The organism is Bellilinea sp. (assembly GCF_053501535.1).
This window is the reverse complement of sequence record NZ_JBRCOK010000025.1, coordinates 129677-150317: the sequence shown is the minus strand read 5'-3', so window position 1 is coordinate 150317 and position 20641 is coordinate 129677. Positions and strand designations below refer to the sequence as shown.

The following is a 20641-nucleotide window of genomic DNA, read 5'->3' as shown; positions in this document are numbered from 1 at the left end:
TCACCTGAAATAAGGAAATTTTTCACAATTTGCAGTAAGATAATTATGTGGAGGGATGATTGTATCAAATTACTGAGGATTGTGCTGGATGTGGGATGTGCCGGTCATGGTGCCCGGTGAAGGCGATCCGAGGATACAAGAAAAAACGGCATATTATTGAACCACATTGCATTTCCTGTGGGGTGTGTGGTCGTGTTTGTGGTTATGGAGTAATTCTTGACGATGCAGGAAGGGTTACCAGCAGAATTCCCATCCGGGAGTGGTTCAGACCGGCCTGGGATTATTTGCGCTGCAACGGTTGCGGTCAATGTGTTTCCTCTTGTCCGGTAAAATGTATTCAAATTACCAATGCAGGGGAAGGATTAGAAAACCGTCCATTTCTTACTCACCCAGGTTTGTGTATCGGCTGCCAGTTTTGTAAAAATGCTTGTGAGTACCAGGCGATTTATGCCCTTTGAGGATGAGTTGACGTGAATGGTGTTAGAATCTTCTTATTGAATGCACAAGGAATTGGATATGGATTTTCCCATTTTGAGTGATTTTCACAATATTCTTGATATCCGTCATATTCCATTTACATCTCGCGGATCGAGGTTAAGTATAACTGCAGAAAAGAACGGAATCAGCCTGCGGTTAACCGACCGGTTGCGTTCTCAGGATATTGCCACGAGATTCGGGCAAAATCTGCCCGCACTGATTGAAGAGATTAATTTTTTAGATGGTGAGGGAAATTCCCTCGAATTTTCTGTGGAAACCTATCCGCATTGCCTGATTTTTGAAACTAAAATTGGAAAGTATTACCTGACTTTTGAGGATGGAGAGAATATCTTGATCTCTCCTCCAGATCAGGCGTGTGGTTTGAGCGGTAAAATCAACCTGAGCGAAGTAGTGACTGACCGACGGGGTGGAGTGGCTGTTGCGCAGGGGGAGGATCGCACCCGCTTGGTTTATTCGACCAATCGAAAGATCCTCCACCATGCTGTGGAAAAATTGCCGGGTTCAGGGTGGAAGTTCAGTCTGGTTGTGGAAGGTGGAAATTGCGGCGGCATCTTACTGCATGTTTCAACCCGGCTTGGTCTTGCGCGTTATATCAACGACCCGAAAATCGTTTTGAACCGCTCCGCCCAAATTTGGCAGGATTGGTTTGCAAGGGTACCCAAGATTGCCGGGATGGATGCCCGGTATCAAGTTGCGTGGTGGATACTACGGGCTGGTTTGGTTTCAACCCGGTTTTACCTGAGTCGGGAAGTATTGGTTTCTTCCAAAAAGCACACAACCACCATCTGGCAATGGGACGCCTGTTTTTATGCGATGGCGTATCGTCACATTGACCGAAAACTGGCTCAAGATCAATTACGAATATTTTTTGATCATCAGGCCCCGAATGGAATGATTCCGGATGGCATTTACGAGAGCGGGGTAATCATCAAGCGCGATCAACCTTCCGAGGCAGACTGGTCGCGTCCACCTTTACTGGCGTGGACTGTCTGGAAACTGTTCGAACGCGATGGGGACATCGAATTTCTGAATGAGATTTATGATGGTTTATCCCGCTGGTTAAAATGGTGGCTCAATTTGATCGATCAAGGGTTGAGCCTTTCTTCGTCGTCAGGCCACTCCCTCTTTGCGGAAGACATGGATGACCCGGTAATTCTGGAAGAGATGCCGGGCAACATTTCTCCCGAATTGAGCGTTTTTTTGTATCTTCAAATGGATTGCATGGCAAAAATCTCGCAGGCACTTGGCGAATTTGCGGATTCAGAATTCTGGAAATTACAATCCGAGCGGCTGCTTTCCCAAATTCAGAGCGATGATGAAACTGCTCAGGGTGGACTTTTCTGGATGCAACAACAGGGAAGACCGGTATGTGTGCCAACCCCGCTCAGCCTGATTGGGCTACTATGTGGGGATTGCGAAGCGGATACAACCCGCAAAATGATAGGGCACTTATCCGATGAAGATGGCGTTTGGAGGAATTTTCCATTACCGACTATTCTTCTCGAAAGTACGGAAATCGAAAGCCAAAAATTATGGCGCAGCCCGGAATGGTTGAGTATATACTATTTGCTGCTGGAAGGTTTGGAAAGATGCGGCCTGGCAGAAGCTGGCAACCTTCTTTGTGCGCAATTGTTAAATTTGCTTGCCAGTCGTTTTTCAAATGAACAAAAGGTTTTACATGCACCGATATATGGCTGGGCTGCAGCTTTGTATGTTGAACTGGCAGTTCGGGCAGCCCTGGCTGATATCACTAAAGTTACTTGACCTGACATTTGTGACAATCCAATTGATCGCCAACTGGATCGGGGGTGGGGGTAGGCTGCAGGTCGCGGTAGCCGGCTTCGATCATCCATTGACATAGGATTGGACCGCCATGGCGATCCAGACTGGGACCCCCGTAACCTGGCGGCAAGCCGGAAAATCCCCGGAAGTATCCATAGTCGCCAGTTAGTTGCTGAACCGCAGCGGGGGATAAATCCCGATCCCCAATTGCAACTGCATGAATATGAATGGGAGAGCCGGGATACAGTTCATCTAAATCTCGCAGCCAGGCTGCAAAACCGGCAACCCGTAAAGCATCAATGAGCGGGGGTATTTCTTGCCAAAGAATGGTGTAGGTGCCTTTTCGCATTACGGAAAGATCAACCGCTCCGCCACCGGCGTGGGTACCAAAGCTGGCCTCTACCTGATGGGTATATGATCCCTGAGTAATCGCATAACCAAGAATATCAATTTCACCCTGGTAAATTTCGGCTGCGTGAACAAGCATGGAGTAGGTGCGTTGATTCAGCAAAACCCCGTTTACCGAGATGATGGTGTAATCTTCTTCCGGCTTTTGGCAGCCTGCTGGTTCAGGGAACGGCCAGGAGGTGGGGGTAAGCAAAGGCTGTAAGGTGGCTGTTGGTGTTGAAGAGGGTTGAGGGGTAGTAGTTGGGCCTAAAGTGACAAAAGACGAGGATGGAGAAACAGTAAGTTGGGGAATCGAGGTTTCATTTACTGGCAGGGGAGAATGCGTACATGCTGCTATCAAGATCAGAATGACCAGAAAGATTTTTTGCAAAGGGAGTGAGGATGAATGCATTGTGATTGAAAGAGGGTTGAATTCGTGAATTAATCTGATTAATCAAAAACGCGGAGGGATAGTGTTCATCTTCTCCGCGCCCGTCGAAACTGCAAATGAGAGGATATGGTCTTAACCGCCAGTGGCTATCTGGTCATCCAGCAAAATTTGAATCGTTTCCTCATCCAGGTCGAGAAGAATTGGAAAGACGGGCGCAGTATGAGTTTCTTCGATGCTTTCGCCAGGCTTGATTTCGTTTTCATTAATCGCTTTCATGAATTTACCTCCATAACTTTTGATGTTTTTATCCTAACAGGCATTGGGGTCGCAGTCAAGGATGTTTTTCAGGTGGCTGTTCAGGTTCTTCTGACCAGAAATTCCCGGGCTTGTTGAATTTGAAACTTAACCGAATCGGTTGAAGTCCCGCCAAATTGGGAGCGTCGTTCGATGGCATTGCGCGGGTCAAGCAAAGCAGAAATAGTTCCTGGCAGTTGGGGATGGATTTCAGCCAAACGAGAAGAGGAAACCTGCACTAAAGAAATGCCCTGATCGAGGCATTCGCGCACCAGCTCACCAACCAGCCGGTGAGCTTTTCGGAAGGGGATGCCCTGTAAAACCAGAAAATCGGCAATTTCGGTTGCCAGCATGGTGGCATCAATGCTTGCTGCCGCTCTTTGCGAATGGACTTTCAGGTTTTGGAGGATTCCAGTCATAACCGGAAGCAAGACGGTGAGGATATCGAACGCTGAAAATACGGCCGGTTTATCCTCCTGCAAATCCTTATCATAGGCGGAAGGAAGGTTTTTTAAAACACTCAGGAAACCGGTTAATAAGCCGATGGTGCTTCCGGCTTTGGCGCGGGTCAATTCAAGCATATCCGGATTTTTCTTTTGCGGCATTATGGAAGAACCGGTGGTATAGGCGTCGGGTAGTTCAATAAAGCCGAATTCGGAGGTGGAATATAAAATCAGCGATTCGGCTAAACGCGACAGGTGAATGGTGAGAAGAGAGGCAAAGAAAAGAAACGAGGCTGCCGCATCGCGATTGGAAACTGCATCCAGACTGTTGGGGGAGGGTGCTGCAAAGCCCAATTTTTGGGCAAGCCTGAAGCGGTTGATCGGGTAGGGACAGCCGGCTAAGGCCGAAGAACCGAGGGGCATCTGATTGGCTTGTTCGAGGATAAAAGCGAGGTGCTGCCTGTCACGGTAAAGCGGATGAAAATGGGACAGCCACCAGTGAGAGAGAAGAATGGGTTGAGCGCGTTGTAAGTGCGTGTAGCCAGAAACAATAACGCCTAAATCCGCTTCGGCACGGTAAATCAGAGCAGCTTGCAGATTTTGGATGCTGGCGTCAACCTCATCGGCAGCATCTCTAAGCCAGAGTAAAAAATCGGTCATGACCTGATCGTTGCGGCTGCGACCGGTATGAAGTTTACCGGCAGGGTCGCCGATCAATTCAAACAAGCGCCGTTCGATGGCAGTGTGAACATCTTCATCATCTGACTGAAGACGAAAAGTTCCCTTTTCCACTTCTACCATGATTTGTTCTAATCCAATCTGGATTTTTTCATGCTCTTCAGCCGTCAAGATGCCAATTTCAGCCAGCTCTTCAGCCCACGCGCTGGAAGCGTGAATATCATACGGCGCAAGCCGCCAGTCGAACGCAATGGATGCGTTCAACTGAGCGGCGAGCGAGTCGGTTTGAGATGAAAAGCGTCCTCCCCACAATTTGGTCACAGTCACATCCTCCGTTAATCGCGTTTGAATTTGGTGTAATCGGGTTGGTCGTACTGAGCCGGGGTCTTTTTGTGTATTTTGCGCATTGCCTGAACTTTCATCGGCAATCCAAACAGGGTGATAAAGCCCTGAGCATCTTTTTGATTGTAAACATCGTCCTGCCCAAAGGTGGCAAAATCCTCGCGGTACAAACTTTCCGGGCTTTTGCGTCCGGCGATGATGATATTGCCTTTGTACAATTTGAGTTTTACAATGCCGGATACCGGTTCCTGGGTTTTGTTAATGAATTGATCAAGCGCTTCGCGCAGGGGGGTGAACCATTGCCCGTAATACACCAGTTCGGCGTAGCGGTGAGCAATGATTTCCTTGAAGTGGAGCGTATCCCGATCCAGGCACAGGGCTTCCAGTTCCTGGTGGGCAGCCATAAGAATAGTCCCGCCGGGTGTTTCGTAAACGCCGTGAGATTTCATTCCCACCAGCCGGTTCTCTACCAGGTCTACTCTGCCGATTGCGTGTCGTCCACCAATCTCGTTCAGGGTGGCAATCAATTCATGAGGTGGCAACGAAGTATCGTTAAGTTTTACCGGAATGCCTTTTTCAAACTCCAGGCTTATCATTTCGGGTTGGTCGGGGGCGTTCTCAGGTGAAACGCTCATTTGATACATGCTCTCTTCCGGTTCATTCCACGGATCTTCCAGTAATCCGCCTTCGTGCGATAAATGCCAAAGATTTCTATCGCGGCTGTAAATGGATTTGAGCGTTGAGGAAACCGGAATGTTGCGCGATTGTGCATATGCCAGAGCATCTTCGCGTGAACGTATGTTCCATTCGCGCCATGGGGCGATTACTTTTAAGCGCGGGTCAAGCGCCATGGCGGTCAGCTCAAAGCGCACCTGATCATTGCCTTTGCCGGTACAGCCGTGCGCAATTGCATCTGCGCCTTCTTTGTGGGCGGTTTTTACCAGATGGTAAGCGATCAGCGGGCGGGCAACAGAGGTGCCTAACAGGTACTTGCGTTCATATATTGCCCCGGATTTTAAGAGAGGCATCAGGTAATCGCGGGCAAATTCCTCTTTCAAATCTTCAATATAGATTTTGGATGCACCGCTGGCTTTGGCTTTGGCCGGCAACCCGGAGAGTTCTTCACCCTGACCGATATCGGCGGTGTAACAAATGACTTCACAGCCGTAGTTCTCGATCAGCCATGGAACAATCACTGAGGTGTCCAACCCGCCTGAATAAGCCAAAACAACTTTTTTGATTTTCGATTTTCCGTTCTTTTTCATGATTAAGCTCCTTATGATCTGTTGGAATAAAAAATGCCCTCCACGGCTGGGAGGGCATTGGATTACAGATGAGGAAAATTTTTTCTTACTGTTTAACTCCATGAATGCCGACCACCCCGTGGAAATACGGGTTTGTCAGCAGACGACGGAAGCGGAGTTCAGCAGAGAGATTTTTCATTTCGGGCAACCTTATTGTTGTTCATGATAATACGCAGGTTTCTGAGTTTTGTCAAGAATCAATTTTGCAAAGTTTCAATCTTCCTGCCTTTGAGTTGGGCAAGGATGGTGTTCATGATTCCGCCATTGAGGTAATACTGGATTTCTTTGGGGGTATCCAGCCGAACGAATGCTGAGAAGGTTTTGATGGAGTTATCCTGAGAGCGCGCTTCAATAATGACCTCTTTGCCGGGGTACAAATCCTGCCCGATGTTTTTTATGCTATAAATTTCATCACCTTTCAAGCCGAGAGTCTGAGCGTTTTCATGGGGTTTGAATTGCAGAGGCAGGACGCCCATACCAGCCAGATTGGAACGGTGAATACGCTCATACGATTCGGCGATGATGGCTTTAACACCCAGTAACAGAACTCCTTTAGCCGCCCAGTCCCGGCTTGAGCCGGTACCATATTCTTTGCCAGCCAGAATGATGAGCGGGACACCTTCAGATTGGTAGCGCATTGCAGCATCGTAAATGGTCATCTGCTCTCCACTGGGAAAGTGACGGGTAAAACCGCCTTCAACTCCGGGTACAAGCAGGTTTTTCAGTCGAATGTTGGCAAAAGTACCGCGGGTCATGACGCGGTCATTGCCGCGTCTTGAGCCGTAGGAATTAAATTCAGAGGGCGGTACGCCTTTACTGATCAGGTATTGCCCGGCCGGGCTGTTGACCGCAATGCTGCCAGCCGGTGAAATGTGGTCGGTGGTAATCGAATCGCCGAGAAGTGCCAATACGCGTGCGTTCAAGATGTCCTTACCGCCGGATGGTTGAAGATCAAAGAAGGGTGGTTCCTGCAAGTAGGTCGAGTTTTCGTTCCAGCGGTAAAGTAAGTCCTCGCCGCTTTGGATCTGATTCCATAATTCGCTCATCTGGAAAATGGCGGCGTAGGCATCCGCATACATTTCTGGGCGGATATGACGATGGATGTGTTCTTCAACTTCCTGCGAGGAGGGCCAGATATCTTTCAGAAAAACTGGCTGGCCGTCTTTTCCAATGCCGAGCGGTTCATTCAATAAGTCAATATCCACCGTTCCGGCCAGCGCGTACGCTACAACCAGCGGCGGTGAAGCCAGAAAGTTGGCGCGGGTGTGAGGGCTGATCCGTCCTTCAAAATTGCGGTTACCAGAGAGTACTGCTCCAACGACCAGATTGTTTTCTTTAATAGCCTGCACTATTTTCTCGGGCAGTGGGCCGGCATTTCCGATACAGGTCGTGCAGCCATAACCGACCAGATAAAAGCCTAATGCCTCCAGGTCGTCCATCAGGCCTGCGTCTTTCAAGTAATCGGTAACTACACGAGAACCCGGTGCAAGCGAAGTTTTTACAAAGGGTTTGACCTTCAGTCCTTTTTCAACGGCTTTCTTGGCAAGCAGCCCGGCACTCATCATCACAAACGGGTTGGAAGTATTGGTACAGGAGGTAATTGCAGCAATTACCACCGATCCATGCTTCAACTCGCTGGTTTTGCCATTATCGGGGATGAGTGCACTTCGGCCAAGTTCTTCCGGAGGGACACCGAAGCCGTTTTCAGTTTTTGGGGCGGTCAGGGAGCGTTGAAATACGGAGCGAACAGCGCCGAGGGGGATTCGGTCTTGTGGACGGCGAGGCCCGGCGATGGATGATTCAATGGATGAAAGGTCAATGTCCAGCACCTGAGTGTATTCCGGGTCAGGCGTTGAAGAAGTGCGGAAGAGGAGTTGAGCCTGATAATAAGTTTCCACCAGTTCAACCAGCGAATCCGGCCGATTGGTTAATCGCAAATAATCGAGCGTGAGATGATCTACCGGAAAATAGAGCATCGTTGCACCACTTTCCGGAGCCATATTGGCAATCATGGCGCGGTCAGCGACTGCCAGATGGTCAAGACCAGGACCAAAGAATTCGACGAATTTATCTACGACCCCCATTTTGCGTAAAGATTGGATGATAAAGAGAGTCAGGTCGGTTGGGGTTACACCTTCGCGCAGCTTGCCACTCAGCCGGACGCCGATCACATCCGGGGAAACCATTTCAATCGGTTCTCCCAGCATTGCCGCAACCGCCTCAATTCCGCCAACACCCCAACCCACTACGCCCAGACCATTGATCATGGTGGTATGTGAATCGGTGCCAACCAGGGTGTCCGGGTAGGCGAGAATAGAGCCATTTTCTTCCCGCGTTAAAACAACACTGGCAAGGTATTCCAGATTGACCTGATGGACAATTCCCGAAGCTGGTGGAACGATGCGAAGATTCTTGAAGGCTTTTTGTGCCCAGTGGAGAAATTCGTAGCGTTCACGGTTGCGTTGAAACTCCAACTCGGCATTGAGGCGGTAAGCATCGGGATTTGCGTAGTAATCAACCTGAATGGAATGATCAATCACCAGATCAACCTGGACGACCGGGTTAACTTTGCGGGGGTCGTCTTTCATTTTTGCGAGTGCAGAGCGCATAGCGGCTAAATCATTCATCACTGGCACACCGGTAAAGTCCTGAAGCACTACCCGTCCGGGGAAGATGGGGATGGTGGGACGATTCTCCTGGAGGGGCTGCCAGTTGAGGAGATTTGTGATGTCTGTAGGGTTAGTTTGCCCATCATCGGCTTTACGAAGCACCCCTTCCAGGAGAATACGGATCGAAAAAGGCAGGCGGTTCAATTGTTCGATGGTTATGCCGTTGATATTTACCAGAGGGAAGAAAGAATATTCTTTGTCATTAACTTTCAGAGTTGCGCGAGGGGAATGATATATGGTCATGGCTGCCTCTCTCTTGACGAGTGAATTGGATATTGTGGGATTATAATCTCAACATTTTTGGACTTCAAGTTTTTCAGTTATTAATCATCGCGGCAGGGTTATAATTTTGGTGATGAACCAACCATCCGACTCGCGGATACGCACCAGCAGTGATGCCGATTTGGCCTTCGCGGTAGTGGTTTTGGCCTCCTTTTTCGCTACTTTCAGTTCAATGAAGGCAGCCACACCTCTGGAAATTGTGTTGATGATTGTCCTGGGAACCAGTTATCTGGCGGTTGGGATTTATGGATTTGCCTATTGTGTAAAGTTACAAAATTCAATTCTAAGTATTGGTTATTTTGTGATTCAAATATTCCTGGGAGCCTGGATCGTGTACCTCAGTAAGGGGGCGGGTTTTAATGCCATGGTATTGCTTCCCCTTGCCGGGCATGCGGTCATTTTGCTTCCAAGAAGAATCAGTTACTTCATCCAATTTGGGATTTTGTTGGGATACGTTGGAGCAGTTTATGCCTTTTCTAAAAACTTACAGGTCGTTTGGGAAGGATTGCCCATCTTTTTTGCCGGTCTGATTTTCATTGTAGTTTTTACCCAAATGGCGTTGAATGAGGAAGCTTCGCGTCGAGAGGTGGAAAGGCTGGTGCGTGAACTGACCCAGGCAAATCAACAATTGCGCGATTATGCCGCTCAAATTGAGGATCTTGCCATTATCAAAGAACGTAACCGGCTGGCACGAGAAATTCATGACGGATTGGGTCATTACCTGACCAGTATTCACATGCAGATCAAAGCGGCCAATGCGCTGCTGAAGAATGACCCGCAAAAATCCGCCGAGCATTTACAAAAGGCAACTTCCCTCACACAGGAAGCGTTGGCAGATGTCCGCCAATCCGTGGGCACTTTGCGCAGTCAACCCAACCAGGATCTTCCTCTAGAGAAAATCATTCCACAATTATTCGAAAGTGCCAAATCTTTTGGAATCGAACCCAATCTTCAAATCATCGGTACGGGTAGAGAACTAAGCGCTACAACATACTGGACTCTTTATCGGGCTGTTCAGGAAGGCATTTCCAATGCCTGTAAACATTCACAAGCGCGTAACCTGTCCATTTATCTGGATTATTCTTCACCGGATTGGGTCATCTTGACGGTACAAGATAATGGAGTTGGGGTTGATAATTTGAAGGAAGGATTTGGATTGATGGGTTTAAGAGAGCGTGTTCAAATTGTGGGTGGGGAATTTACCCTGTTAGAAAATCAACCACAGGGGTTTGGTTTCAGGATTAAGGTGCCGGCATGAATCCCAAAATTAAAATTCTTCTTGTAGATGATCAGGCGCTCTTTCGTGAAGGGCTGCGCACATTGCTGGATTTGCAGCCTGATTTTGAAGTAGTCGGTGAAGCCTCACAGGGCGAAGAAGCGCTGCGCATGGCGGTTAGTTTGAGCCCGAATGTGATTTTGATGGATCTGAGAATGCCGGTGATGGACGGCGTCATGGCAACCCGGCGGATCAAAGACAGCCTGCCGCAATGCAAGGTGATTGTTCTGACAACTTTTGATGACGATGAAGATGTGTTTGAAGGGCTGCGCGCCGGAGCGGTGGGTTACCTGTTGAAAGATGTATCATCCGAAAAACTGTACGAAGCGATCCGCTCAGCTGCCCGTGGGGAATACTTCCTGCTTCCGTCCATTACTGCGAAGGTTATGGCAGAATTTTCCCGAATGGTCAGACCCCAAAAAACCAATGTAGATGAAATTGGGGTAAAGCTTTCTTCGCGTGAACTGGAAGTGTTGAAACTGGTTGCTCAGGGTGCGAGCAACAAAGAAATTGCCGATACTCTGGTGATTGCGGAAGGAACGGTTAAAAATCACCTGACCAATATCCTTGGCAAGCTAGAAGCGCGCGACCGCATGCAGGCGGTCCTCAAGGCACGTGAGTTAGGTCTGATTTGAACCGCCTGGATTGTGACCAGAAATGTGACCAGTGTTTGATGTGCTTAGAATCACTTCAGGGTAAGATTTGACTCAATACAGGAGGAAATGGTGAACGAGATCCCGCCCGTTCGAACAAATCCTCAAAGGGAATTTCCCTACATTCTTGGAATAGGTTTCATTTCCGTGGGTTTAGCCATCTTATTAGAACAGTTTTTGAAAACCGGCTGGTTGGTTCTGGTTATTCTTCCAATCAGCGGGGCGGTTTTTTTGGTTGAGTCTACTCGTGCTAAAAAGTTGGGTTTATTGATCGCTGGCGGCCTGATCTTTGGGGCAGGCGTGGGAAGCTTTTTGTATTTTAGTTCAGCATTCCCGATCGGCTTCCAACAGCGAATCGGATGGCTGATCATCGCATTTTCAGCTGGCTGGGCGTTGATTACCGCAGGTTCTAGCTGGGTTGTCCCGCAGCGGGTCTGGTGGCCGATGATTCCGGGTGGAATTTTGTTTTTTATTGGATTATGTTTTCTGGTCACCCCCCTTCGATGGGTTGACTTTGTTCTTTTCATTGCCGGTGGTGTGGGGGTCGTTTTGTTAATCTGGGGGGTTTTCTGGCGCATTTTTGGTTTGATCATTCCGGGGAGTTTGCTGATCACAATTGGACCGGGAATTTATTTTGCATGGGGTACAGAACAGGCGGTTAATGCGCTTTCTAAAACGGGTATGATGATCGCCATTTTTGCTCTAGGTTGGGGGTTTATCATCCTTTTTTCACGGGTTGTGACGACCAAATTCATCTGGTGGCCATTAATCCCAGGTGGAGTGATGGCTGTGGTTGGCTGGGGTTTGTATATTGGAGGCGACCCCGGTAATGCTCCGTCTTTTATTGCCAATACGGGTTCGATTGGTTTGATTATTTTCGGTTTGTACCTTCTTCTCCTGAGAAAAAGTATTCATCATTAAATTTTTCACAAAATTGTGCCTGTTCAATACCTCTATTATTTGATAAGATTACAGGTCTGATATTTTTAAGGGTTTGAAAGGTTGTTTGTAAATGAAAGTTCAGAGAAAAAATATTCGCAACGTGGCGATCATTGCCCATGTTGATCATGGAAAGACAACGCTGGTAGATGGTTTGCTTCGACAAGCCAGAGTTTTTCGAGAAAATCAACAAGTTCAAGAAAGGGTGATGGACTCGAACGACTTGGAGCGGGAGCGCGGCATTACTATTCTGGCAAAAAACACGGCCGTTCTGATTCCCGACTCGAGAACGGGTGAAATGGTCAAAATCAATATTGTGGATACACCCGGTCACGCTGATTTTGGCGGCGAGGTTGAACGGGTGATGAATATGGTTGATGGTGTCCTGCTGCTGGTGGATGCCGCTGAAGGACCCATGCCGCAGACCCGATTTGTACTTAAGAAAGCCCTGGAAATGGGTCATCAGGCAATTGTGGTCATCAACAAGATGGACCGCCGTGATGCTGAGCCTGACCGGGTTTTGAACGACACTTTTGATTTGTTCATCGAACTGGGTGCCAGCGAGAGCCAGGCAAACTTCCCGGTAGTGTATACGAACGCAATTACCCAACAGGCCGGGCTGACACCGGAGTTATCCCCCGACCTTCAGCCGTTATTTGAGGCAATTTTAAATCATATTCCCTGTCCTGAAGTGGATTTGGATGCTCCCTTTCAGATGCTGGTCACCAATTTGGGTTACGATGAATATCGCGGCGTAACTGCGATTGGACGGGTGAGCGCTGGAAAGGTTATCAATGGTCAATCCATCGCGCGGATTACCTTACAGGGAGAAATATTGCCGGAAAGAGCCAGATATCTGTTTGTATTTCAAGGGCTTGAAAAAGTGGAAGTGGATGAAGTTCTGGCAGGCGATATTGGTGTGATTGCCGGTCTGGAAGGTGTGGAAATCGGTGAAACGCTGGCTGACCCGGAGCAGCCCATAGCATTACCACCCATTCGTGTCGAAGAGCCAACGGTGCGCATGACCTTTGGAGTCAATACCTCGCCGTTTGCCGGGAGAGAAGGTAAGTGGAGCACATCCCGCAAACTGCGCGAGCGCTTGTTTGCCGAATTGCGCAATAACGTTGCCTTACGGGTGGAGGAAACGGAAAACGCAGATACTTTTCTGGTTTCTGGAAGAGGGGAATTGCATTTAGCCATCTTGATTGAGACAATGCGTCGTGAGGGATATGAGTTCCAGGTGTCCCGCCCCGAGGCAATTTTGAAGGAAGGCGAGGGTGGCGAGCTTTTAGAACCCTATGAAGAGGTTCACATTGAAACCAGTGCCGATACGGTTGGTGCAGTCGTTGAAATGCTTGGCGCCCGTAAAGGTCAAATGATCAACCTTACCAACAACCCGGACAACACAGTCACCCTGGTATATGTTGTTCCGACCCGCGGTCTGCTGGGATTTCGTTATCAATTTCTCACGGCGACGCGCGGTATGGGGGTCATGCACACCCTGTTTCATGGGTATGCACCCTTTGCCGGTCCGATTCCCACACGGAACAGCAGTTCAATTGTGGCGTGGGAAGCAGGAACCACCACCAATTATGGTCTCAAAAACGCTGAAGAACGCGGTATCTTATTTTACGGACCGGGTGTTGAAGTTTATGAGGGCATGGTTGTGGGAGAAACCTTGCGGTCGAGCGATCTGGTGGTGAATGTGTGTAAAAAGAAACACCTGACGAATATGCGCTCCTCCAATAAGGATATAGAAGTGCGCTTGACTACTCCGCGAACTATGAGTTTAGACGAGGCAATTGAGTACCTTGCCGAGGATGAACTGCTGGAAGTAACGCCTAAAAGTTTTCGGATTCGCAAGAAGATTTTGGATACTGAGGAACGCGGCAAGCAGACAAAGCGGGCTAAAGAATTATATGAGGCTGGATAAATTCGGGGTGGGGTGGCTGTTAGCGCTGTTTTTTGCGGTTGGGCTTGTCAGTTGTGCCAGCCCAACGGTCCTTCCATCCGATGTTACGCCTGCGCCATTGATTGCTGTTACCCACACGGCAGCCGAGTCAACCCCAACCCTAACCCTTTTCACCCCAACGCCAGAAGTAACCGAGAGTCCGTCTTTGCCTATTCAATTGCTGGCTTATACCATTGATGCCGTTTATGATGCTGGCCAGAAAAAGGTTGAGGTCACTCAACTTATCCAATTTACCAATCCCTCTACCCAACCGCTCAGCGAAATTATGCTCGTCACCGAACCCAATCGTTTTGCAAACGGGTTTAATCTGAATCGTCTGGAAAATCAAATAACTGGGGAGGCATTGGATTGGGAATTGCAGCGCAATCTGCTGCAAGTTACCTTGAAGGAACCCTTATCCTTTCAGGAACCCATCGCGATTTTGGCTGAATATGTCCTGCAATTACCGCCAATACCACCGCCATCCGACACCAGCAAACCTCAAATTTACGGATATACCCAGCGGCAGACCAACCTTGTGGATTGGTATTTGTGGTTGCCACCCTATGATGACGAAACAGGCTGGATTGTCCATCCGCCATCTTTTTTTGGCGAATACACGGTTTACCCTCTGGCGGATTTTGAAGTGCGCTTTGAGGTGATCAACTCCCCGCGAGAGGTTGTGGTTGCAGCAAGTACCAGTCCGGTTCAGCAAAGTCAAAACCGCTGGGAGTACCGTTTTGATAGCGCCAGAAACTTTGCGATTTCGATTAGCCCGGATTTTCTGATCGAAGAAGCGCAAGTGGATGGGGTGAAAATCAGCCATTATTACTTTCCGCTTTACCGCCGGCAGGGTGAAGTGGTATTACAGCACACTGTTCGAGCATATCAGTTGTATTCACAATTGTTTGGTGAACTCCCTCGTCAATCTATCAGCGCGGTACAGGCCGATTTTTTGGACGGGATGGAATTTGACGGTTTATTTTTTCTGAGTAAAGGATTTTATGACCTTTACGATGGAACAGATAAAGGATACTTAACCCTCATCACGGTGCATGAAACTGCTCATCAATGGTGGTATGGAGTGGTTGCCAATGATCAGGCCCGCCACCCATGGCTGGATGAGGCTCTTTGTACCTATGCTGAGCGGTTGTACTACGAACGGTTTTTCCCTGAACTGATGGATTGGTGGTGGTTTTACCGGGTCAATTTCTACCAGCCGCAAGGGGTGATTGATTTACCGGTTTATGATTATGGCGGTTATCTGGCTTATCGAGATGCGGTCTATTTGCGCGGCGCATTATTTCTGGAAGAACTTAGAAAAGCGCTTGGGGATGAGCAGTTTTTTGATGGCTTGAAACGCTATTATGGTGAGAATAGCGGCAAGATTGCCACACCGATTGATTTTTTCAATGCTTTTGAAATGTCAAAAGCGGAAATTGAAAAAGTAACCCAATCGTTTTTTGCTGCGATGCCATAATCCCTATCCGGGGAGATTGCTGAGGGTGAGTAGTCCCAATCCCATCCCGGCGCATACTTCGATTCCTGACGAGCTTCCCCATTCCAGTACATTTTGAATTTTAGAAAAATCCATGGGTCGAACGCCGACCATCATTTCAAAAGCCTGCAAGAGCCGTTGGTCAATTTCACCTTGCATAGCCGCTTCAATCAGATTTCGGCTGATGGCTGTGGTCCGGTTCTCCACAGCCTGCCTCAGGACTTGCTGAAGTTGAGGAAAATCAAGTTCCGGTTTTTCCTTCCAGCAGCCCAGGGTGTAAATCCAGCCGAGCAGTAAATCATCGCCAGAAGGAGTCAGACCCCGTCCGCGACCGGCGAAAAACTGGATGGGTGCAAAACATTCAGCAGGTGATGAGAGCCCATTATTCTTCAGACCGTGAAGCATGGATTGGATTTCGGTATCGGAAGGATGGAATTCGGGGAACAATCCCGAAAGGGTAAGGACTTCATCCAGCATCAAAACCGGCTGAGCCAGCAAAGAACGCATGCTGAGTAAAAGTGCGATGGCATCCTTGGGATCAGGATGGAAGATTAGCGGATTTGCCAGCCTTTTTGATGACCAGATGGCTGCTGACTGGGTTTGGATGACAACCGGAGAATGCTCAAACTGAATTAATCCTTTGGCAATCTTGAACGATTCACCCACATTAAGAGATGGAGTTTGGAGAACTGGCTGAAGGTTGATGGTGAGCGGATTGCCGAATTTTTCCTGTGACAGGAAGAGGATTGATTGGTCGGCTAATTTCAGAAAAACTCCTTTGGAGGTAATTCCAACCACCTCACCGGAGCGGTTTTTTTCAAGACTTTCATAAGCGCAAATTCCGATTTGAATGGCTGAAAAATAGTTCACAAATCCACCTTTGCAAGGATGTCAGACATTTTTATGAGGAATGTCAGTTGACACAGGAATGTTTTTATATGATAATTTTGATAGTTGTTCCTTCTTTTACCAGCAAATTTTAACCTCGAATCTCAATTACAGGGTATAAAGAAAACCGATATGGCGATGATCAGGTTCCGGTGTTGCGGAATGTTCATGCAAAAAAGCTGGCAGATGAATCACCAAGGGATTTCTATGCCCGTAATCAACACCAAACCAATCTCTCTGAATGTCCCGTTCAGGGAGATTTTTATTCCCCGGTTTCACTCAGCCTGCTAGTTCAAAATCACTTGTAAAGGAGAAAAGAACATGAAATTAATTGATTTAACCATTCCTCTCGGCATTGGCACACCTCCCTGGCCGACCTATGAACCTTTACAGGTCAAGTATTTCAAGAGGCTTGCCCCAAACGGCGCCAATGGTCAGGTGCTGACTCATTCCAATCACCTCGGCACCCACCTGGATGGCGAAATCCATTTCCACACTCCCGGCAAAGACATGGCTTCCCTGGATATGGACTTTCTGGTGCATGAAGCGGCGATTGTTGATCTTTCGGATGTGTGCGGGGATTACGACGTTTACACCAGCAAGATGGTGGAAGAGAGGGTGGAGGTCAAGGAAGGCGACATTTTGATTATCCACACCGGCTATCATCATTTTGGCTGGGATCAACCGTATGCCAACGAAGTGCGTTATATGGTGATGCACCCTGGCCCTGACCGCGAATTTGCCGACTGGGCAAAAGCCAAAAAATTGCGCTGGATTGGCGTTGATTGCGGCAGCGCCGATCACCCGATGAACACCATAATCCGCGATTGGATGCCGCGTCAGACCCGTCAGGCTGAAAAGGTCTTTCGCAAGAAATACGGCATGGGACTGGCTGAGTTCTTTGATGACAGCAAGTACCAGTTGATGCACCTTGAAATGTTCCCGTATGGGATCATCCATGCTGAATGTATTGGCGGCGATATTGACCTGTTACTCAACCGGCGCGTAACCGTTGGTTTCTTCCCGTGGCGGTTTGTGGATGGGGAAGCCAGCATTGGCCGCTGTGTTGCAATGGTCAGTGATGACGAATACGAAGAATTGATGAAGAAGAAAGCGGAACTTCCCAAGACGAAATTCGGTGATGCTTACAATCCCGCCCATATTGAGAGCATCAACGCGATTTCTAAAGCCAATCTATCTTAATTTCATTTCATTTCTAATTTCTGGAGGAAAACGATGAGATTACCAACCCCCGAAAAAGTCAGCGAGCAAAAGATCACCTTCGATGTTGAGGAGATCGAACCCATTTTACAGGCCCCAGCGATGGATTTGAAACCATGGCCGGGTGCGATGGTGACCCTGAAGGACGGGCGGGTCATGTACATCCGTGAAGCCAGACTCGAAGAAGCCCCTATGATGCTGGAATACATGAAAAAGGTCATGGAAGTGGATCATGACTTCTACGATATTGTGGGCGCGCGGGTTTACGCAGAAATTTTAGGCTGGTATCGCAAACGCCTGAAAGACCCCTACACCCTGGTTGGCTTGATTGACGGCTTGTGGGCAGGTTTTGCGAACGGTCGTTTGTTGAACGAAGATATCAATATCAGCCTGCACACCATGGCGTTGGTGCGCGGCGGCCGGATTGGCGCCGTCATGTATTACGCAAAAGCCTATTACGGTTTTGAGATTTTGGGTAATAAAGAATGGTGGGCTACATACGAAAGTTACAATGGCTGGATGCGATGGGGGATTGGTATGGCACAGCCCAGCTACCCGTGGCCGGAATATCAGCATGAACTTGGCGGTGCGCGCGTCTATTACGTAACCAAGAAGTACTGGGATAAAGTAGTCAAAGACTACGTCCGCCAGATGACCGGCACTGAGCTGGTGTTTGATGTGCCCGAAGAAGTGATCAAAGCCAATGAGGTCATGCGGGTACCGGACGAAGTGCTGGTTTAAGTTCAATCAAAAAGAAAGGCAGAGCCAGTTTGTCTGGCTCTGCCTGTTTTTGTATGAATACCCAGATTCGCTATCCAAGAAACGTCATTGTACGGAAACTATTGGTTAGCCTTGGCAGGCTGATACTGCCATTATTGGCCAGAATTGAAACCAGAGGGTTGCATCTCCTGCCCAAACAAGGGCCTGCCATACTGGCGGGAAACCATGAGAATATTATTGAAGTCGTGCTGATGGCTGTATATTCTCCTGCTTTGGTGGAATTTATCGGTACCGGAGATGTTCCCATAGATGCAAGGTTTGCATGGCTGGCAAAGTTATATCAATTTATTCCCATAAAGCGGGGAAATGTGGATCGGACGGCAATTTATACAGCGCTGGATGTCCTTAAGGCTGGCGGGGTAATTGGTATCTTCCCGCAGGGAGGAATTTGGGGGGCGGATGTGAAGAGCGGACGGAGCGGGGTTGGGTTGCTCAGTCATTTTTCTGGTGCGCCGGTGTACCCGATTGGTTTCGGAGGGTTGAGAGGAGCGTTGGCCAAAATAACGTGCTTTCAGCGTCCGCGGTTGACCATGCAGGTAGGCAAACCCGTGCAAATTTCCAGCAAGGGAAAAGAAAGCGCTCTGGATAAAGAGGAACTTGAGCGATTCTCCTCGCTGGTCATGGAGCGAATCACTGAATTACTGCCGGCGGAAGAAAAAAACGGGCTTCGGAAAAGCCAGGAAAATTTTGATGTAGAGGTTTTTGTTCAAAAAAATGGGTACGCTTCGCACGCGCTGTTAGAGCTTGACCTGATAACCAGAAACGGCCTGGGAATACTGTTTCATTATCCGGTGTTATTGAACACGTTGAAACGCAATTTGGGGCTGCCGGTGGGCTGCCTTCAAAATTTTGGGCAACCAGTACCTGTGCGCGATGTTGAATTGGCCGTTCTGGCAATGCTGAATTATCTCGAAAAGGATAACCCGGGTTTCTTCACCTATCGCTTTGGTGTGGATCAAGGGCTGATCATTAAGAATGCACTGACCAGGCTGAAAAGCATGGCTTTGGATTCTGGGGAAGATGCGTATTTCGTTTTTACACCGATTTATGAGTATTCCGAAAACGGTCAGGTGATCACAATGCGCGGAAACGACTCGCTTCACCCTTTGGTTTGAACGGCGGATGGCTTTGTTTCCAGGTTGAAATTGCGGATAGCCATAGAGGCTATGGTTTTACCGATGCTCAGCGAGGCCGTGGCTGCTGGTGAGGGAGCGTTCAGGACATGGATCATGCCAGGGGCTTCAACAATGCGGAAATCATCTACCAGTGCGCCGTTGGGTTCAAGAGCCTGGGCGCGGACACCAGCTCCGCTGCGGTGGACGTCATCCATTCCCAGGTCCGGGATTAATCGCTGCAGGGCGGAAACAAACGCCCGCTTGGAAAGGGAGCGATAAAATTCGTCAAAACCCATGCGCCAGTATTTCAGCCCCATGCGCCAGAAGCCGATAAAGGTTGCATAATTCAACATGTCCGTAATAGAAATGTCGGTCATTTTGTAGCCTTCTCTCTTGAATGCCAGCACGGCATTCGGCCCGGCCTCTATGCCACCGGTTACCCGACGGGTGAAATGCACCCCTAAAAACGGAAAACGGGGATCGGGTACGGGGTAAATCAGGTTCTTTACAAGATAATGTTTTTGCGGGATGATGTCATAGTATTCCCCGCGGAATGGGATGATCTGCAAACCGGGGTTGACACCGCACTTTTTGGCAATGCGATCCGAATACAAACCGCCGCAGTTGATGAGAAAGCGAGATTTTACTTCACCACTGCTGGTATGCAGGATGAGTTCATCCTTTTTGCGGGTAACGGATTGAAAAGCGCTGTTGGTGAATATTTCCCCGCCCTGGCTGCGGAAAAGTTCCGCGTACTTTTCTACAACCTGCACATAGTCCACAATTCCGGTTTGAGGAACGAATATCCCTGCTAAACCGGTGGCGTGGGGTTCGTACTCTTTAATTTCTTCGCGGGTCAGGCGGCGTAAACCGGTTAATCCATTGGCCTGACCGCGTTCAAGCAGTGCCTCCAAACGTGGTAATTCATCTTCGGTGGTTGCCACAATGACCTTACCGCAATTTTCGTGGCGAATGTGATGCTCCTGACAGAACTGATACAACGCTTCTCGGCCTTCGACACAATTACGGGCTTTAAGTGAGCCTGGTTTGTAGTAAATACCGGAATGGATGACGCCGCTGTTGTTACCGGTTTGATGCGCGGCCAGTTTTTTCTCGGCTTCCAGCACAACGATTCTGGCTGAGGTTTGATTTGAGAGAGCCAGTGCGGTTGCCATGCCAACGATTCCCCCGCCAATGATTGCAATGTCAAAAGTCCTGTCATTCATGCCTGTGCCTCACAGAAGAAGGAA

At 48.7% G+C, this 20641-nt stretch carries 17 protein-coding genes; 10 read left to right on the top strand and 7 right to left on the bottom strand.

Annotated elements, in window-relative coordinates; all coding sequences use genetic code 11:
- The first annotated feature begins 59 nt into the window (after nt 1-59).
- Together ACWIZX_RS02565 and ACWIZX_RS02560 are read left to right on the top strand one after the other, a co-directional pair.
- Nucleotides 60-458, top strand: coding sequence for a 4Fe-4S binding protein (locus ACWIZX_RS02565; RefSeq protein WP_416181002.1), 399 nt, complete (start codon nt 60-62; stop codon nt 456-458).
- A 58-nt stretch (nt 459-516) separates the two neighbouring features.
- A complete protein-coding gene (locus ACWIZX_RS02560) occupies nt 517-2262 on the top strand; it encodes an MGH1-like glycoside hydrolase domain-containing protein (RefSeq protein WP_448334716.1) in 1746 nt (581 codons plus the stop codon).
- Here the strand turns inward: ACWIZX_RS02560 and ACWIZX_RS02555 are convergent.
- The 5 genes from ACWIZX_RS02555 to acnA all read right to left on the bottom strand — a co-directional run bounded on the left by ACWIZX_RS02555 (nt 2255) and on the right by acnA (nt 9031).
- Entirely contained in the window at nt 2255-3058 is an 804-nt protein-coding gene (locus tag ACWIZX_RS02555) for a hypothetical protein (RefSeq protein ID WP_448334715.1), read from the bottom strand. The genes ACWIZX_RS02560 and ACWIZX_RS02555 overlap by 8 nt on opposite strands.
- Nucleotides 3059-3190: 132 nt before the next feature.
- Nucleotides 3191-3334, bottom strand: a complete 144-nt coding sequence (locus tag ACWIZX_RS02550; RefSeq protein ID WP_448334714.1) for a hypothetical protein — start codon at nt 3332-3334, stop codon at nt 3191-3193.
- An 80-nt stretch (nt 3335-3414) separates the two neighbouring features.
- The gene (argH, locus tag ACWIZX_RS02545; RefSeq protein WP_448334713.1) at nt 3415-4800 is read right to left on the bottom strand and encodes an argininosuccinate lyase; all 1386 of its coding nucleotides are present in this window, start codon (nt 4798-4800) and stop codon (nt 3415-3417) included.
- A gap of 8 nt (nt 4801-4808) precedes the next feature.
- Nucleotides 4809-6080 (bottom strand): argininosuccinate synthase, encoded by a 1272-nt coding sequence (locus ACWIZX_RS02540; RefSeq protein WP_322791372.1) that lies wholly within the window; start codon nt 6078-6080, stop codon nt 4809-4811.
- A gap of 236 nt (nt 6081-6316) precedes the next feature.
- Nucleotides 6317-9031 (bottom strand): aconitate hydratase AcnA, encoded by a 2715-nt coding sequence (acnA, locus tag ACWIZX_RS02535; protein WP_448334712.1) that lies wholly within the window; start codon nt 9029-9031, stop codon nt 6317-6319.
- Nucleotides 9032-9143: 112 nt separating this feature from the next.
- Here acnA and ACWIZX_RS02530 point away from each other — a divergent pair, with 112 nt between their 5' ends.
- The 5 genes from ACWIZX_RS02530 (at nt 9144) to ACWIZX_RS02510 (ending at nt 15369) form a co-directional block, all read left to right on the top strand.
- Nucleotides 9144-10328 carry a sensor histidine kinase gene (locus ACWIZX_RS02530; protein ID WP_322791374.1) on the top strand — a complete coding sequence of 395 codons (1185 nt, stop codon included), beginning with the start codon at nt 9144-9146 and terminating at the stop codon, nt 10326-10328.
- The gene (locus ACWIZX_RS02525) at nt 10325-10981 is read left to right on the top strand and encodes a response regulator transcription factor (protein ID WP_322791375.1); all 657 of its coding nucleotides are present in this window, start codon (nt 10325-10327) and stop codon (nt 10979-10981) included. The genes ACWIZX_RS02530 and ACWIZX_RS02525 overlap by 4 nt, the downstream gene beginning before the upstream one ends.
- Nucleotides 10982-11068: 87 nt before the next feature.
- On the top strand, nt 11069-11920 hold the full coding sequence (locus tag ACWIZX_RS02520) for a hypothetical protein (protein WP_322791376.1): 852 nt from the start codon (nt 11069-11071) through the stop codon (nt 11918-11920).
- Between the two features lie 91 nt (nt 11921-12011).
- A complete protein-coding gene (gene typA / locus ACWIZX_RS02515) occupies nt 12012-13871 on the top strand; it encodes a translational GTPase TypA (protein ID WP_448334711.1) in 1860 nt (619 codons plus the stop codon).
- Nucleotides 13858-15369 carry a M1 family metallopeptidase gene (locus ACWIZX_RS02510; RefSeq protein ID WP_448334710.1) on the top strand — a complete coding sequence of 504 codons (1512 nt, stop codon included), beginning with the start codon at nt 13858-13860 and terminating at the stop codon, nt 15367-15369. Before typA ends, ACWIZX_RS02510 begins: the two co-directional genes overlap by 14 nt.
- Before the next feature lie 3 nt (nt 15370-15372).
- Here ACWIZX_RS02510 and ACWIZX_RS02505 read toward each other — a convergent pair whose 3' ends face one another.
- Nucleotides 15373-16257 (bottom strand): DUF2877 domain-containing protein, encoded by an 885-nt coding sequence (locus ACWIZX_RS02505; protein WP_448334709.1) that lies wholly within the window; start codon nt 16255-16257, stop codon nt 15373-15375.
- Nucleotides 16258-16596: 339 nt separating this feature from the next.
- Between ACWIZX_RS02505 and ACWIZX_RS02500 the strand changes: the two genes are divergently transcribed.
- The 3 genes from ACWIZX_RS02500 to ACWIZX_RS02490 are packed head-to-tail and all read left to right on the top strand — an operon-like array spanning nt 16597 to nt 19391.
- Nucleotides 16597-17478 carry a cyclase family protein gene (locus tag ACWIZX_RS02500; RefSeq protein WP_322793091.1) on the top strand — a complete coding sequence of 294 codons (882 nt, stop codon included), beginning with the start codon at nt 16597-16599 and terminating at the stop codon, nt 17476-17478.
- 33 nt (nt 17479-17511) lie between these two features.
- Complete coding sequence (locus ACWIZX_RS02495; protein WP_322793090.1) at nt 17512-18237, top strand: hypothetical protein; 726 nt, start codon at nt 17512-17514, stop codon at nt 18235-18237.
- Nucleotides 18238-18290: 53 nt separating this feature from the next.
- A complete protein-coding gene (locus ACWIZX_RS02490; protein WP_322793089.1) occupies nt 18291-19391 on the top strand; it encodes a lysophospholipid acyltransferase family protein in 1101 nt (366 codons plus the stop codon).
- Here the strand turns inward: ACWIZX_RS02490 and lhgO are convergent.
- Nucleotides 19376-20617, bottom strand: coding sequence for an L-2-hydroxyglutarate oxidase (gene lhgO / locus ACWIZX_RS02485; RefSeq protein WP_322793088.1), 1242 nt, complete (start codon nt 20615-20617; stop codon nt 19376-19378). The two genes, ACWIZX_RS02490 and lhgO, sit on opposite strands and share 16 nt — an antisense overlap.
- Between the last annotated feature and the right edge of the window lie 24 nt (nt 20618-20641).

Bases quoted from the DNA above. Each gene is read 5' to 3' on its own strand.
- ACWIZX_RS02560 (WP_448334716.1), top strand. From the start codon at position 517: ATGGATTTTCCCATTTTGAGTGATTTTCACAATATTCTTGATATCCGT.
- ACWIZX_RS02550 (WP_448334714.1), bottom strand. From the start codon at position 3,334: ATGAAAGCGATTAATGAAAACGAAATCAAGCCTGGCGAAAGCATCGAA.
- ACWIZX_RS02540 (WP_322791372.1), bottom strand. From the start codon at position 6,080: ATGAAAAAGAACGGAAAATCGAAAATCAAAAAAGTTGTTTTGGCTTAT.
- acnA (WP_448334712.1), bottom strand. From the start codon at position 9,031: ATGACCATATATCATTCCCCTCGCGCAACTCTGAAAGTTAATGACAAA.
- ACWIZX_RS02530 (WP_322791374.1), top strand. From the start codon at position 9,144: ATGAACCAACCATCCGACTCGCGGATACGCACCAGCAGTGATGCCGAT.
- ACWIZX_RS02525 (WP_322791375.1), top strand. From the start codon at position 10,325: ATGAATCCCAAAATTAAAATTCTTCTTGTAGATGATCAGGCGCTCTTT.
- ACWIZX_RS02520 (WP_322791376.1), top strand. From the start codon at position 11,069: ATGGTGAACGAGATCCCGCCCGTTCGAACAAATCCTCAAAGGGAATTT.
- typA (WP_448334711.1), top strand. From the start codon at position 12,012: ATGAAAGTTCAGAGAAAAAATATTCGCAACGTGGCGATCATTGCCCAT.
- ACWIZX_RS02510 (WP_448334710.1), top strand. From the start codon at position 13,858: ATGAGGCTGGATAAATTCGGGGTGGGGTGGCTGTTAGCGCTGTTTTTT.
- ACWIZX_RS02500 (WP_322793091.1), top strand. From the start codon at position 16,597: ATGAAATTAATTGATTTAACCATTCCTCTCGGCATTGGCACACCTCCC.
- ACWIZX_RS02495 (WP_322793090.1), top strand. From the start codon at position 17,512: ATGAGATTACCAACCCCCGAAAAAGTCAGCGAGCAAAAGATCACCTTC.
- ACWIZX_RS02490 (WP_322793089.1), top strand. From the start codon at position 18,291: ATGAATACCCAGATTCGCTATCCAAGAAACGTCATTGTACGGAAACTA.
- lhgO (WP_322793088.1), bottom strand. From the start codon at position 20,617: ATGAATGACAGGACTTTTGACATTGCAATCATTGGCGGGGGAATCGTT.